We start from the raw sequence: 14,666 nt of genomic DNA on the forward strand, positions 1-14,666 counted from the left end.
CGCCTATCGGGCGTAGGCGTCGCGCAATTCGCGCTTCAGCACCTTGCCGATCGGGCTGCGCGGCAGTTCGTCGACGGTGGTGATCGCGCTCAGCCGCTGGGTCTTGCCGACCTTGGCGTTGCAATCGGCGCGCACGCTTTCCGCATCGGCGTCGGGTTTCAGCACAACGAAAGCGACGGGGGTTTCTCCCCACTCCTCGCTCGGCATGCCGACCACCGCCGCCTCGACCACGCGCTCGTCGGCAAGCAGGATCGCCTCGAGGTCGCTCGGGAAGATGTTGAACCCGCCCGAAATGATCATGTCCTTGGCGCGGTCCATCAGCGTCAGGAAACCGTCCTCGTCAAAGCGGCCGATGTCGCCATGACGATAAAAAAGATTCCCCTCCGCATCGTGCCAGTGCATCGCCTTGGTTGCATCGGGACGGTTGTTGTAGCCGGTCATCATCGCCGGGCTGCGACCGACGATTTCGCCGACCGACCCTTGCGGTAGTTCCTGCCCCTCTTCGTCGATGACCTTTGCGACATGGCCCGGTGCGGGCTTGCCGACGGTGTGCAGCTTGTCGGGGAATTGATGCGCCTCGAGAATGAAGGCCGCGCCGCCTTCGGTCATCCCATAGATTTCGACGAGGCCGCCTGGCCAGCGCTTCAGCACATCGGCCTTGAGTGCGGCGGCGAAGGGCGCCGAGGTGCAATATTTCATCACGAAGCTGGACAGATCGAAACGGTCGAAATCTTCGAGCGCCATGATGCGGCGATACTGGACGGGAACGAGCATGGTGTTCGTGGCGCGTTCGCGCTCTGCCAGTTCCAGAAACCCGCGGGCATCGAACTTCTTCATCAGCACGACCTGACCGCCCGAACCGACCGTGGGCAGAAAGCTTGCCATCGTCGTGTTCGAATAGAGGGGCGTCGACAGGATCGTCACCGCGTCAGGGCCATAGGCCGGGACACCGCGCTGGATGTGCTGCCAGCGCATCGCGTGGCTGTGGACGATCCCTTTCGGCGTTCCGGTCGTCCCCGACGAATAGATGATGTTGAAGCCGTCGAGCGGATCGATCGGGACCGCTGCAGGTGTGGTGCCTGCGGGCGCCATCCATTCGACCAGCGCGACGCCGACGTCGCTGCCGTCCATCGCGATGCGATCGCTGGCAGTGACCGTCTGGCCTTCGAGGCTTGCGGACGCCGCGCTGTCGAGGAAGAGGTGGCGCGCGCCGGTATCGGCGATCATCGCTGCCATTTGCTCGCCCGTCGCGCTGTTGGTGATCAGCCCGGCGACGCCGCCGGCCCGCAGCGTGCCGAGAATGACCGCCATCTGTTCGACGCTGTTCAGGCCCGCAATCGCGGTCCGGTCGCCCTTCGCCAGCCCATCCTGCTGCAACCGCGCGGCGATTCGGTCGGCCATCTGATCCAGTTCGGACCAGCTCAATCGCCGCGCCGGGTCTGCGGCCGCTACGGCATCGGGACGTTCGGCGGCATGGGCGCGAACGAGGTCGGGCAGGGTGGCGAAGGCGCTGTCAAGCAATTCGATACTGGTCATGGCAACCGGTTAGCACAGCAGGGGGGCGGTGCAATGCCGGTGGGGCGGCGGCGCGACAAGAAGTTACGTCACGGCAGGGGAGAACGATGCATCCATCGGGGAAGGTGACAGAAGGCGACACGAAGTTGCCCGTCGCCCTCTATCATCCGGATACCGCCGCCGTCGATCGTTCGTGCAGCGAGGCTTCATAAATCATTCCTACTGAAATTCGACGGACGCCTCGCCGCGGCTGACTTTTTCAACAGTATCGGCAGATTGCTGACGTAGGAAATCCTTAGTCCTTGGTCGTCATACGGGTAGCCAATTAACAAGAGGTCTCGATGTGATGGAACTGTTAATCGACTGGATCGAACTGGTCGTGGCATTGGCGCTAGTGCTGGCAGTCGGGGTTATCTGGCTTGCTAGACCACTATTTGAACATTTTGCGGGCTCAAAAATGCAGCAAAGCAACTTCGTCGTGTTTGAGGCACACGAAGTCCATTGGAAGTGCTTGAAAAGCGACATGGAAAGAGCGGGTTGGCGGTCCACCGATATTGAACCTGCAAACGGTGAAGCGAATCTGTATCGCTTTCAGAAATCCAGTCCTCTCGCAGAGAAGCTTGGCGATCTCATAAGCAAGGGAATGCCAGAAACAGCTAACCGTAAAGAAGGTGCCGACCTGCTAATCAAAGTCGCCGAACACGGAATTGCATGAGATCGAACTGAAGGTAAGGCTTGTGGCGGTTCTCCACCCCACAATTGTCAAATCCCTTAGTCGTCGTCCATCGCGGGGGACAGTGATGCGTCGAGGTCGCGGGGTCGGATGAAAGCGACGAAACGCGCGCTCTTTGTATCGAGGTCGCGCCAGTCGGCGATGTCGAGTTCGAGGCGGGCGAGTGCCGATGTCGGCAGTTTCTCCTCGACCTTGGCGCGCAGTTCGTCGTCGGGCGATTCGGGGACGAGTTCGAGGATCAGGTCCTCCAGCCCCGGATTATGGCCCGAGATCAGCAAATTCTGCGAGTCCTTGCCCATGTCGCGGATTACATCGATCAGCGTCGCAGACGAGGCAAGATAGATGCGGCGGTCCCAATCGGGTTCGATTGCATCGATTCCCGCGGCAGGTTGAAACAGATCGAGCGTTTCAGTCACGCGCACCGCGGGCGAGGCGATGATGCGGTCGATCGCCATCGCGTGCCGCCGTGCATATTGGCCGACGAGTTCGGCGCCGCGACGGCCGCGCGCGTTGATCGGGCGGTCGAAGTCGCGTTCAACGGTCGCGTCCCAGCCCGATTTCGCATGACGCAGGATAGTCAAAGTCTTCAAAATCTCTCCCCGCGCCGCTGCGCCAGCCCCTAAGCCCAATAGCCTTGCTGCGCTGCCTTCTGCCGGAAACTCATGACGGTGAAAAGGCAGCAAACGCTCTTTTCCGCTGTTCGCCGTTCGCCGCCGCAACATGGTTCACAACCTCGTCGAGCGGCAGGCGGCGGACGGGCGTCCCGGCGGGAAAGGCGCTGAGCAGCCGCGACGGGAAACTGGGCGACAGCATGACGAACTGTCCAAAATCGTCGGCGCGGCGGATCAGGCGGCCGAACGCCTGCCCGATGCGGGCCCGGATGACGCCGTCGTCATAGGCGCCGCCGCCCTGCGCCGCGCGCCGCGCCGCGTGAAGGATCGTCGGGCGTGGCCATGGCACCCCTTCCATGATCACCAGCCGAAGCGATTCACCGGGCACGTCCACTCCGTCGCGCAGCGCGTCGGTGCCGAGCAGCGAGGCGTGCGGATCGGCGCGGAAGATGTCGACGAGGGTGCCTGTGTCGAGCGGGTCGACATGCTGGGCGTAGAGCGGCAGCCCGGCGCGCGCGAGGCGGTCGGCGATGCGGGCGTGGACGATGCGCAGCCGGCGGATCGCGCTGAACAGGCCGAGCGCGCCGCCACCCGATGCTTCAATCAGGCGGCTGTAGGCGCCGGCAAGGGCGGGAAGATCGCCGCGCGCGATGTCGGTGACGATCAGCACCTCGGCCTGCCGCGCATAGTCGAACGGGCTCGGGACCGCGAAATGGCGGACGCCGCCGTCGATGTGCCGTGCGCCGGTGCGGATATCCGCGTCAGTCCAGCCGCTTCCTGCATCGCCGGTCGCCTGCGCGCCGCTGCGCAACGTCGCCGAGGTGACGAGCACGCCCTGCGCCGGCGCGTAGACGATATCGGCGACGGGGCGCGCCGGATCGAGCCAGTGGCGGTGCAGGCCGATATCATATTCGCGCCCGTCGAAGCGGTCGACCGCCAGCCAGTCGACAAAGTCGGGATCGGCCGGGCCGCCGACGCGCCCGAGCAGCGACAGCCACGCGCCGAGCGTGTCGATGCGCGTGCCGAGGCTGGCGCGGGCGCCGTCGACGCGGGCGCGGGCCTGTCCGTCGAGCCAGTCGGGCGGATCATCGACCAACGCGTCGAGCCGCTTGCCGAGCGTCATCAGCGGCCGCAGCAGCGCCTCGATCGCATCGCTCGCGTCGGCGGCAGCCGCCACCAGATCGGGGCCGGGATCGGCAAGTTCGGTTTCAAGGCCATAGCCGCTGTCGGCATTTTTCGGATCGGTGCCGCGTGCATAGACTTGCCCGCGTGCGGCGACGAGCAGCCGCTCGATCGCGCCCCAGGGGTCGCTCTCGGCAATGCGCGCGAGCCACCCGTCGCCGGGAAGCTGGCCCGCGGCCTCGATCGCCGCGTGAATCGCCTTGTCGCCAGCCTCGTCATAGCTTGCGACATCGGCCAGCCGCGCCGCGAGACCGCGGCGGCGGCCGCGCGACTTGCCCTCCGGCCCCAACACCCAGCGGCGGATCTCGATCGCTTCCTGCCCGGTGAGCGCAGCGGCGAACATACTGTCGGCGGCATCCCACAGATGGTGGCCTTCGTCGAAGATCAGCCGCGTTGCGGGGGCGCCGCCGTCGCGGGGCCGGGCGGCCTGCACCATCGTCAGCGCATGGTTCGCAATGACGATGTCGGCCTGCGCTGCCGCGCGGGTCGAGCGTTCGATGAAGCATTTGCGGAAATGCGGGCAGCCCGCATAGATGCACTCGCCGCGCCGATCGGTCAGCGCGGTCGTGCCGTTGCGGCGGAACAGCGCGGGCAGCCAGCCGGGCAGATCGCCGCCAACCATGTCGCCGTCGCGCGTATACGCGGCCCAGCGCGCGACGAGCTGCGCCAGAACGGCCGCGCGGCCCGAGAAGCCGCCTTGCAGCGCATCCTCGAGATTGAGCAGGCAGAGATAATTTTCACGTCCCTTGCGCACCACCACCTTTTCGCGGTGCGTGCGTGCATCGGGATACAACCGCTCGGTCTCGCGCGCGAGCTGGCGTTGCAGCGCCTTGGTATAGGTCGACACGCAGACGCTGCCGCCCGACTGATCGATCCATTGCTTGGCGGGGGAGAGATAGCCCAGCGTCTTGCCGATCCCCGTGCCCGCCTCGGCGACCAGCATCTGCGGTCGATCGCGGCGTTCGCGCGGTTCGAAGATCGCGGTGGCGGCGCGGGCATAGTCGCGCTGTCCCGCACGGCGTTCGGCGCCATCGCCGGTGAGCCGGTCGAGCCGGGCGGTCACATCGTCGGGATTGACCGTTACCTGGCGCGGCTGCGGGCGCGGGGCAGCTTCCTCCCATTCGGGCAGCCGCGCGAACAGCCAGCGCTCGCTGCGTTCGGGCGCGCCGATGCGGGGCTGCAGAAGCGGCGCCCACGGCCAGCGCTGGCGCGACAGCGCCTGCAGGCCGTGCCACGCGCCCTCGCGCTCGGGCCACGCGGCATCGCCCGCGCGATCGAGCATCGCTGCGGCGGCGCGCGGCAGGAACGCCGCAACATCGGCTTCGCTAGCGGGCGGGGCGATGTCCATCGCGGCGGCGATGCCCGCCGGCGTCGGCACCGCAAAGCGCGCGGGAAACAGGAAGGCGAAGAGTTCGAGCAGATCGAGCCCCGACAGCTCGGGATAGCCGAGCCGGTCGCCTGTCAGCGTCGCGCCGAGCAGGACATGCGGAGTTGCGGCGACCGCCGCGATCGCTTCGCCGCGTCCGACGCGCTGGACGCGGCCCGAGGCGTCGGCGATCCAGATGCCGACATGGCTCGCGTGGATTGCGGGGAGGGAGAGCGGATCGGGCGCCATTGCCCCACGCTAGGCACAAAAGGCGAACGCGGCAAGGCGGGCAATCAATGTGACACGCTTTCGGGTTGCAGCGGCGTGAAAAACGACCATCCTTCGGCGGGCGATTGATGAGAGGGGCGACACAATGGGTGAAGAGGCTGCGATCGGCGCGGTGGTCGACGAAATGTATGCGATGATTTCGGGCCCGAAGGGGCCGCGCGACTGGTCGCGCCAGGATAATTGCTTCCATCCCGATGCGCGTCAGATACGAACGGGCGTTGATGCTGATGGCCGCGCGATATTTCGTAGTATGGGCCTCGCCGACTATGCTCGCGATACGACGCCCTTCTTTGCCGAGAATGATTTCTTTGAGCTCGAAATTGCGCGGCGGATCGACGTACTCGGCAACATGGCGCACGTATGGAGCGCTTATGAAGCGCGTTCGGCGCTCGACGACCCCCTGCCCGAGAGGCGCGGCATCAATTCGATCCAGCTATTCAAAGATCCCGAACGCGGGTGGCGTATCATGGCGATGATCTGGGACAATGAGCGCGACGGCGTTACCATCGCGCCCTTCTGATCGCTCAGCTCAGCCCGCGCCGTCCGAAACCTGCGCTGCGGTTGGACAGAAATATCTGCGCAGGATGCGCGCTGGCGGCGCCGCGCGCGCGTTCGAGTGCGTTGAACAGCGGTCCGTGCGACAGCTCGTAGGGAAAGCGCACGCCCATGCGGTCGAATTCGGACCACATGACGATCGCATAGACGACCTGGCCCCCATAGTGGATTTCGCAGCGGGATCGCGCCGGCATGCTCGCGCCGTCGATGCGGGCGCCGCCTTCCGAAAGGTCGCAGATGCGCCCTTCGATCTGGTTGAGCACGCCGTTGACGATCACCTCGATCGTGACCGGGGTGCGCTTGTGAGCGCGGGTGATGGGAGCGTGGGGACTCGTCATGGCCCGAGGCTAGGACGGACGTGGTTAATTTGGCGTAACCATGTCTGGCGCGGTTCCGTTGCCGTGTGCGGACAATTTTGCCTTTCGATTCGGGGGCGCTTGCCGCTATGGGCGCCCGATGACCGACTTGCACCTTCATCCTTCGCTGCGCGGGCCCGCGCAAACGTCCAAGGCCTGGCCGTTCGAGGAAGCGCGCAAGCTCATCAAACGCTATCCCGACGGCAAGCCGGGCGGCGCGCCGGTGCTGTTCGAAACCGGCTATGGTCCGTCGGGCCTGCCGCACATCGGCACCTTCAACGAAGTGCTGCGCACAACGATGGTGCGGCGCGCTTATGAAACGCTGACGGGCGGCGCGCCGACGCGCCTCGTGGCGTTCAGCGACGATATGGACGGGCTGCGCAAGGTTCCCGACAATGTGCCGAACGGCGACATGCTGCGCGAGCATCTGGGTCGGCCGCTCACCGCGATTCCCGATCCTTTCGGCAAATATGAGAGTTTTGCGCATCACAACAATGCGATGCTGCGCGAATTTCTCGACCGCTTCGGCTTCGAATATGAATTCGTCAGCTCGACCGAACGCTATCGGTCGGGCGCGTTCGACGATGCTTTGAAGAATGTCCTGCGCCACAATCAGGATATTCTCGACATCATGCTGCCGACGCTGCGTGCCGAGCGCGCCGCGACCTATTCGCCGATTCTGCCGGTGAGCCCCAAGTCGGGGATCGTGCTGCAGGTGCCGGTGACGGTTGTTGATCCCGATGCGGGGCTCGTATCGTTCGAGGATGAGGGCGAGACGATCACCCACAGCATCCTGTCGGGCGGTGCCAAGCTGCAGTGGAAGGTCGACTGGGCGATGCGCTGGGTCGCGCTCGGCGTCGATTACGAGATGTATGGCAAGGATCTGACTGACAGCGGCATCCAGTCGGGCAAGATCGCCAAGGCGCTAGGCGGACGCAAGCCCGAGGGGCTGATCTACGAAATGTTCCTCGACGAAAAGGGCGAGAAGATTTCGAAGTCGAAGGGCAATGGCCTGTCGATCGAACAATGGCTGAGCTATGGCAGCGAAGAGAGCCTGGCTTTCTATGCCTATCGCGAGCCCAAGGCGGCGAAGCAGCTTCATATCGGCGTCATCCCGAAGGCGGTCGACGAATATCTGCAGATGCGCGGAAGCTATCCGGCGCAGGAACCCGACAAGAAGCTGGGTAACCCCGTGCATCACGTCCATGTCGCGCGCGGCGAAGATGTGCCCGACGCGGTGCTGCCGGTGACCTTCGGGCTGCTGCTCAACCTTGTCGCCGTGATGGGCGCCGATGCGGCGAAGGACCAAATCTGGCGCTACCTCGGTCAATATGTCGCGGGCGCCGACGCGGCGACCTGGCCCGAACTCGACCGGCTGATCGACAATGCGATGGCGTACAATCGCGACTATGTCGCCCCGACGCTGAAGCGCCGCAAGCCCGTGGGGGGCGAGGGCGCTGCGCTCAAGGAACTCGACGAGCGGCTCGCGGCGCTGCATGTCGATGCGTCGGCCGACGATATCCAGAATATCGTCTATGAGATCGGCAAGAACGAAGCCTATGGCTTCGAAAATCTGCGCGATTGGTTCAAGGCGCTTTATGAAACGCTGCTCGGGTCGAGCGCAGGTCCGCGCATGGGCAGCTTCATCGCGCTGTTCGGGATCGACAACACGCGGCGCCTGATTGCGGAAGCCTTGGCGTGATCGACATCTTCACCACCGGCGGGACGATCGACAAAGTCTATTTCGACGCGCTGTCAGAGTTCCAGATCGGCCCGGCGGCGATCCCCGACATGCTGCGAGAGAATAATGTCCATGTGCCCCACCGCGTCACCCAGTTGATGCGCAAGGATAGCCTGGAACTCACCGACGCCGACCGCGAGGCGATCCGCGCTGCGGTCGCCGCGAGCGATTCGGCACATGTTCTCGTCACGCATGGCACCGACACGATGGTCGTGACCGGCCGGGCGCTGGCGGGAATCGCGGGCAAGACGATTGTGCTGACCGGCGCGATGCAGCCCGCATCGGTGCGGGCAAGCGACGCTGAGTTCAATGTGGGCTTTGCGCTGGCGGCAGTGCAGACGCTGCCGCCCGGCGTCTATGTCGCGATGAACGGCATGATCTTCGATCCCGAGACCACGGTGAAGGACCGCGCGGGCGGCCGTTTCGTCGCGGCGGGCGAATAGCCCCGGCTGTAACCTCGCGCGCGCGTCTCCGAATATAGGAGCATGGACGGACATATTGTCCCTCCATCCCGTCTTCGGAGGATAGTATGACCAACACGAAATTCGCCGCTGCCATCGCCGCTTCGGCCACCGCCCTCGCGCTTGCCGGCGCCGCTTTGGCCGCTCCGGCGCCTGCCGGCAGCTCGGGCGCCGCGGTCGGCGCCAAGGACACCGTGCATTGCTATGGCGTCAACAGCTGCAAGGGCACGGCCGACTGCAAGACCTCGGCCAACGAATGCAAGGGTCAGAATGAATGCAAGGGCCATGGTTTCAAGGCCATGGCCGCCGCCAAGTGCCTGACCGGCGGCGGCGTCATCGGCGACGTCGGCTGATGCCATTCCCTCCCGCGCGGCGCTCCGGCTCCGTGCGGGAGGGAATAATCGAGCCCGGTCATGTCTCAAGATCAGCAGATCGCGATCCCTTCGCCCGGCTTTGGTCTGGGACTGCGCCCCGCCCACTATCCCGATTTCCTGGCGCGGCGCCAACCGGTCGAGTGGCTGGAGATCATATCGGAAAATTATATGGTGCCGGGCGGACGCCCGATGGCGACGCTCGACCGGATTCGCGCCGATTATCCGATCGTCATGCACGGTGTGTCGCTGTCGATCGGGTCCGACGAGCCGCTCGACCACATCTATCTGTCAGCGCTGAAGGCGCTCGCCGATCGGGTCGATCCGCTTTGGATTTCGGATCATCTGTGCTGGACCGGGATCAACGCGCATAACAGCCATGATCTGCTTCCGCTGCCCTATGATGCACCGACATTGCAGTGCGTCGTCGACAATATCGGCCGCGTGCAGGATTATCTGGGGCGGCGGATCCTGATCGAAAATCCGTCGAGCTATGTCAGCTTTCGCGCCTCCGATCGCAGCGAATGGGATTTTCTGGCTGAAATGGCGGAACGCGCCGACTGCCTGCTGCTGCTCGACGTCAACAACATCTACGTCAGCGCGCGTAACCATGGCTTCGGTCCGCTGGACTATCTGAGCGGCTTGCCCGCCGGGCGTATCCAGCAAATCCATCTCGCGGGCCACAGCGACATGGGCGATTATGTCATCGACACGCACGATGCAGCGGTATGCGATGCGGTATGGGATCTCTATGCCCGCGCCATTGCGATGGTCGGCCCCGTCGCGACGATGATCGAACGCGATGACGACATTCCGCCGCTGGCGGCGCTGTTGTCCGAACTCGAACGGGCCCGCAAGCTGGCGCAGGCGGCGCTGGAGCCGGTCGGTGGCTGACGCACTGTACGCCATCCAGCAACGCTTTCTCGCCGCGATCATGGGCGAGGATGCGGATGCCGAAGCCCTGATTGTCGATGACGCGCGCGTCGGCGCGGCCCGCCGGATCGGCATTTATCGCAACAATTACCGCGTGAGCCTGACCGGCGTCCTCGCCGATCATTTCGAGCGGCTGCATGCCTATCTGGGCGATGCGCAATTTGGCCATATCGCCGATGCCTATGTAAAGGCGCACCCGTCGACGACCCGAAATCTGCGCTATTACGGCGCCGCGCTGCCCGGCTTTATCGCGCATCATTTTCCGGAAGACGGCGAATTGGCCGAACTTGCCCGGCTGGACTGGGCCCTGCGCCACGCCTTCGACGCGCCCGACGCATCGCCGCTCGATGCCGGCGCGATCGGCGTGCTCGGCGACGGATGGATCGGGGCCGGCCTAGCGCTGCATCCCTCGGCGCGGCTGCTCACCATGCACCATAACAGCGCCGCCCTGTGGAGCGCCCTCGGCGCCGGCGAAGCCCCTCCGGCGCTCGCGGTCCTTGACCCGCCTGTCGATGTGCTGGTGTGGCGCAGCGGGCTGCAGCCGCAGTTTCGCAGCCTTGCCGGGGTTGAGGCGGCTGCGCTGGTGCGGATCGGGCGCGGCGCCAGTTTCGCGGATATCAGCGCGCATTTAGTGGACGAAGTTGGGGAGGCGACCGCGATGGAAACTCTGGCCGCGCTGCTCGCCCGGTGGCTTGCCGACGGCGTGCTGATACTGGCCGATCAGGCCGCAGGGGCAACTTGACGCAGTACCGCAGCGTAATTCGGCGCGATCGTCATCGCATCATGCTTGCCGGCGCGGCCGAGCGCGGCATGGACTTGCGGAAGGCGATAGCAGGGCACGCCCATGAAGAGGTGATGCTCGGCATGATAATTCACCCAATAGGGCGCAACCGTCGCGCGCGCGAGCCAGCCGGCGTGCGTCGTGCGCGCGTGGCTGAAGGGATCGTCGCTTCCCGTCGCGGTGCAGGCATGTTCGGCGATGTTACGGATGCGCAGATAGAGCTGAAAGGTCGTCGCCAGTCCGGCAAGCCAGAGCAGATAGGGCGTCCAGCCGTAGAGCAGCAGCGACGCCGCGAGCAGTATGGCCTGAACGAGTAGAAAGCGGCCGACGGACCGTGTGACCGTCATCGCGCCGGCAAGATCGATCATGGGCGATGTTACGCCGTCGTCGGATTGCTTGTTGAACGGCGTGCCCGCCTTGGTGCTCGCGCCTCTTTTCTCCGCCCTTTCGCCGCGAAGCATCGCCTTCAATCCGACGAGCGCGAAGCGGAACTGGGCGACGCGCTGTTTGAAAAATGTCTGTCCGGTCAGGTCGCGGTTGATCTTGCGCATCAGGCTGGCGCGGGTGGTCGGGAATGGCTTGGACAGCGCAAGGTCGGGGTCTTCGGCCTGCTGCGTATATTTGTGGTGCTGGAGATGATAGGTGCGATAGGCGATCAGATCGGACCCCACCGCCGCTCCGGTGAGCCACTGTCCCAGAAAATTGTTGATCTTGCGATCGGGGTGCAGCGCGCCGTGCGCGGCGTCGTGCATCAGGATCGCAAAGCCGAGCTGGCGTCCGCCGACAATGATGATGGCGAGCAGCCAGGCCAGCGGATTGCCGCTCCACGCCGCCAAGCCGATGGCAGCGACGCTGACGATCCAGCCGTGCGCGACGAGCCAGATACCGTACCAGGCGGAGGGCTTGGTGATCGCCGCCCACTGCTGGCGGTCGAAAAAGCGATCGGGCGGCAAGAGGCGGACGGCGGGCATGTCCCGGTGTAGCCCGTTGCGAAGCGAAACCCAACCCCTTCCATTTTGGCACAGCAATGGGGTTAACGATCCACCCGCGGTAAGGATTTGGAAACCCCGTCGGCGACAGAGCGGCTGGCGGAACCAGATAGCGGGATTGGCAAACACATTGGGGGTTAGGCACAGCATCAGCCGGGGCGCAAGCGGCGGGTCATCCGACAACGAATCGCTGTTGCAGACCCCCGAATTCGTGGGGCGCATGATGCGCGTCGCGCAGCTGTGGCACTATGTGCTGATCGGCCGGACCGTGGCCTTCTTCGCTTTCGCTTTCGTCCCCGGCCTGTCGGGCTTCCTATCGCATCCGCTGCAATGGGCCACATTGGTGGCTGGACTGCTGTGCGATGTCGCGCTTACCGTGATCGGCCAATGCTCGCGCTTGCGCTGGGCGCACCGGACCGAATGGCTGCCGACGCTTGCCGCCGCCTCGCTTGCGCTGGTCGGCGCAGGAACATTCTTCGTTTCCATCGGCACCTTCGCAGCACTCGCGACGCCTGACGCGCTGTCCCACCTCGATGCCTTTTCGGCAATCCGGCTTGGTACCGTCCTCGTAGCCGCGGCCGCGGCGGCGATTGTGCGTCCGGCCTTCTTTGCCTTTGCCGGCGGCACCGCGATCGGCGGCGCGGTCGGTATCGCGTCCTGGCCGTTCGGGATTGCGGGTATCATCTTCCTGGGAATGCTGGTCGTGATGATGCGCGAGGATGTCCGGCATCAGCGGCGCGCGACGCGCGTGCGACGCCAGTCGGGAAGCGAGCAGCAGCGGGCGCTTGGGCTGATGCGCGACTTCGAGCGTGCCGGACGCGGCTGGTTCTGGGAAACCGACCGCAACGGCGACCTCGTTTATATTTCGCCGACCGTCGCGGCGAAGCTCGATCGGCCGGCCGAAGATCTGCTCGGGCGCCCGTTTACCGACATGATCCGCAAGCGCGGCGGCGCCGACGAGAGCGAGGAGCGCACGCTGGGCTTCAGCCTGTCGTCGCGGACGCCGTTCAACGACCTGACGGTCCAGGCAGCGGTCGCGGGCGAGGAGCGCTGGTGGTCGATTTCAGGCCATCCGATTTCGAACGCGCTCGGCAATTTCCAGGGCTTTCGCGGCAGCGGCACCGACCTCACCGAAAAGCGCAAGTCCGAACAGCAGATCAATCAGCTCGCGCGGTACGATACGCTGACCGGCCTCGCGAACCGGCTGCACATCACCGATCTGCTCGAGCGCGCGCTCAAGAATCATCTCGGGCAGGCGCAGCCCTGCGCGCTTCTGCTGATGGACCTCGACCGGTTCAAGGCGGTCAACGACACGATGGGGCATCCGGTCGGCGACCAATTGCTGCAACAGGTCGCGGCGCGACTGACGCAGGTCGTCGGCGACAAAGGGCAGGTGGGACGACTGGGCGGCGACGAGTTCCAGATCGTGCTGCCCCAGATCACCCAGGTCGAAAAGCTCGCGGGGATCGCCAATGCGATCATCCTGAGCCTTGCCAAGCCCTTTCTGATCGAGGGCGAGCGCATCCGCATCGGATCGTCGATCGGCATCGCCATTTCGGAAAGCGACGGGATCGGCTCGTCGGCGCTGGTGCGCAACGCCGATCTTGCGCTCTATGCGGCGAAGGACGCCGGGCGCGGGGTTTATCGCTTCTATGCCGACGCGATGCATAATCAGGCAAGCGAGCGCAAGGCGATCGAAGATGCGCTGCGCGATGCGCTGGCGAAGGACGAACTGAAGCTGCTGTACCAGCCGATCGTCAATGTCTGCAGCGAACGCATCAGCGGCTTCGAGGCGCTGATCCGCTGGCAACAGGGCGGCGATGCGGTCATCAGCCCCTCTAAGTTCATTCCGATCGCCGAAGAATCGAACCTGATTGTCCCGATCGGCGAATGGATCATCCGCACCGCCTGCGCCACGATTGCGCGATTGGGGCAGGAGTATCGCGTTGCCGTCAATGTGTCGCCGCGACAGTTTGCCAATGAAAAACTGCCCGCGACGATCCTCAGCGCGGTCGCGGCCGCGGGTATTCGTCCCGATCAGCTCGAGCTGGAAATTACCGAAGGTGTCTTTCTCGACGAAAGTCCCGAAAATCTGGAGATGTTCCAACGGTTGAAGCGCACCGGGGTACGGCTAGCCCTCGACGATTTCGGCACCGGCTACTCGGCGCTCGGCTATCTGAAGAAGGCGCCGTTCGACAAGATCAAGATCGACCAGAGCTTCGTGCTCGGCGCGGCCGATCCCAGCAGCATGAATGCCGCGATCATTTCGTCGATTGTCGGATTGGCGACGGCGCTCAAGATGGAAACCACCGCCGAGGGGGTTGAAACGCACGACGATCTGGCGCTGATCCGCGGCCTCGGCTGCAGCCATGTCCAAGGCTATATCTACGGCAAGCCGATGACCGTCGAGGAAGTGCTGGCTTTGCTTGCCGACGGCAATGGCAAGGCTGTCGCGCAGGGTTACAAGAGCGCGCGCGAAGCGCGGATGCGGACCTTCCGGACGATCCAGATCGCGAGCGGCGGCTATCGCTATGAAGCGATTGTGCGCAATCTGTCGTCGCGCGGCGCGCTGATCGAAGGTTTGTGGAATGTCCCCGCAGGAACGTCGCTGCTGATCGAATTCGGCGCTGATGTGGTGATGGACGCCGAAGCGCGCTGGTCCGACGGGAACCGCGTCGGCGTCCGTTTTGCACAAATGGTCGACATCGGCGCGCTGGTCGGCGGCGCCGGGGCGAAGGAACGCCGGACAGGCGGGCGGATCGACCGCGCCGCCTGATCTCCTGT

13 protein-coding genes are annotated in these 14,666 nt (G+C 64.8%); 8 read left to right on the forward strand and 5 right to left on the reverse strand.

Translation table 11 applies throughout. From position 1 onward, the window contains the following. Nucleotides 1-3: 3 nt before the first annotated feature. Nucleotides 4-1,536: a class I adenylate-forming enzyme family protein gene (locus L0963_RS13110; RefSeq protein ID WP_186402294.1), complete on the reverse strand. Its 1,533-nt coding sequence runs from the start codon at nucleotides 1,534-1,536 to the stop codon at nucleotides 4-6. A 322-nt stretch (nucleotides 1,537-1,858) separates the two neighbouring features. On the opposite strand from L0963_RS13110, the gene L0963_RS13115 reads away from it, so the two are divergent. Continuing rightward, nucleotides 1,859-2,230: a hypothetical protein gene (locus tag L0963_RS13115; RefSeq protein ID WP_234179919.1), complete on the forward strand. Its 372-nt coding sequence runs from the start codon at nucleotides 1,859-1,861 to the stop codon at nucleotides 2,228-2,230. Between the two features lie 56 nt (nucleotides 2,231-2,286). Here L0963_RS13115 and L0963_RS13120 read toward each other — a convergent pair whose 3' ends face one another. Continuing rightward, a complete protein-coding gene (locus tag L0963_RS13120) occupies nucleotides 2,287-2,838 on the reverse strand; it encodes a SixA phosphatase family protein (protein ID WP_062902740.1) in 552 nt (183 codons plus the stop codon). A gap of 70 nt (nucleotides 2,839-2,908) precedes the next feature. Beyond that, nucleotides 2,909-5,656, reverse strand: a complete 2,748-nt coding sequence (locus L0963_RS13125) for an ATP-dependent DNA helicase (protein WP_217372394.1) — start codon at nucleotides 5,654-5,656, stop codon at nucleotides 2,909-2,911. 124 nt (nucleotides 5,657-5,780) lie between these two features. On the opposite strand from L0963_RS13125, the gene L0963_RS13130 reads away from it, so the two are divergent. After that, nucleotides 5,781-6,215 carry a hypothetical protein gene (locus L0963_RS13130; RefSeq protein WP_062902738.1) on the forward strand — a complete coding sequence of 145 codons (435 nt, stop codon included), beginning with the start codon at nucleotides 5,781-5,783 and terminating at the stop codon, nucleotides 6,213-6,215. A gap of 4 nt (nucleotides 6,216-6,219) precedes the next feature. On the opposite strand, the gene L0963_RS13135 is transcribed toward L0963_RS13130, so the two are convergent. Further along, nucleotides 6,220-6,588 (reverse strand): PilZ domain-containing protein, encoded by a 369-nt coding sequence (locus L0963_RS13135; protein WP_234179921.1) that lies wholly within the window; start codon nucleotides 6,586-6,588, stop codon nucleotides 6,220-6,222. Between the two features lie 118 nt (nucleotides 6,589-6,706). Between L0963_RS13135 and L0963_RS13140 the strand changes: the two genes are divergently transcribed. The 5 genes from L0963_RS13140 to L0963_RS13160 all read left to right on the forward strand — a co-directional run bounded on the left by L0963_RS13140 (nucleotide 6,707) and on the right by L0963_RS13160 (nucleotide 10,854). Further along, nucleotides 6,707-8,308 (forward strand): lysine--tRNA ligase, encoded by a 1,602-nt coding sequence (locus L0963_RS13140; RefSeq protein ID WP_234179923.1) that lies wholly within the window; start codon nucleotides 6,707-6,709, stop codon nucleotides 8,306-8,308. Further along, nucleotides 8,305-8,790 carry an asparaginase domain-containing protein gene (locus L0963_RS13145; RefSeq protein WP_003047656.1) on the forward strand — a complete coding sequence of 162 codons (486 nt, stop codon included), beginning with the start codon at nucleotides 8,305-8,307 and terminating at the stop codon, nucleotides 8,788-8,790. Before L0963_RS13140 ends, L0963_RS13145 begins: the two co-directional genes overlap by 4 nt. An 86-nt stretch (nucleotides 8,791-8,876) precedes the next feature. Then, entirely contained in the window at nucleotides 8,877-9,161 is a 285-nt protein-coding gene (gene bufA2 / locus L0963_RS13150; RefSeq protein ID WP_062902734.1) for a BufA2 family periplasmic bufferin-type metallophore, read from the forward strand. Nucleotides 9,162-9,221: 60 nt separating this feature from the next. Next, nucleotides 9,222-10,073 carry an MNIO family bufferin maturase gene (gene bufB, locus L0963_RS13155; protein WP_234179924.1) on the forward strand — a complete coding sequence of 284 codons (852 nt, stop codon included), beginning with the start codon at nucleotides 9,222-9,224 and terminating at the stop codon, nucleotides 10,071-10,073. Next, on the forward strand, nucleotides 10,066-10,854 hold the full coding sequence (locus tag L0963_RS13160; RefSeq protein ID WP_234179926.1) for an HvfC/BufC family peptide modification chaperone: 789 nt from the start codon (nucleotides 10,066-10,068) through the stop codon (nucleotides 10,852-10,854). Before bufB ends, L0963_RS13160 begins: the two co-directional genes overlap by 8 nt. On the opposite strand, the gene L0963_RS13165 is transcribed toward L0963_RS13160, so the two are convergent. Then, on the reverse strand, nucleotides 10,833-11,864 hold the full coding sequence (locus tag L0963_RS13165; protein WP_234179928.1) for a fatty acid desaturase family protein: 1,032 nt from the start codon (nucleotides 11,862-11,864) through the stop codon (nucleotides 10,833-10,835). The two genes, L0963_RS13160 and L0963_RS13165, sit on opposite strands and share 22 nt — an antisense overlap. Nucleotides 11,865-12,075: 211 nt before the next feature. Here L0963_RS13165 and L0963_RS13170 point away from each other — a divergent pair, with 211 nt between their 5' ends. Next, the gene (locus tag L0963_RS13170; protein ID WP_234179930.1) at nucleotides 12,076-14,658 is read left to right on the forward strand and encodes an EAL domain-containing protein; all 2,583 of its coding nucleotides are present in this window, start codon (nucleotides 12,076-12,078) and stop codon (nucleotides 14,656-14,658) included. Nucleotides 14,659-14,666 lie beyond the last annotated feature (8 nt).

Source organism: Sphingopyxis sp. NFH-91 (assembly GCF_021401285.1).
GTDB lineage: Bacteria > Pseudomonadota > Alphaproteobacteria > Sphingomonadales > Sphingomonadaceae > Sphingopyxis > Sphingopyxis terrae_A.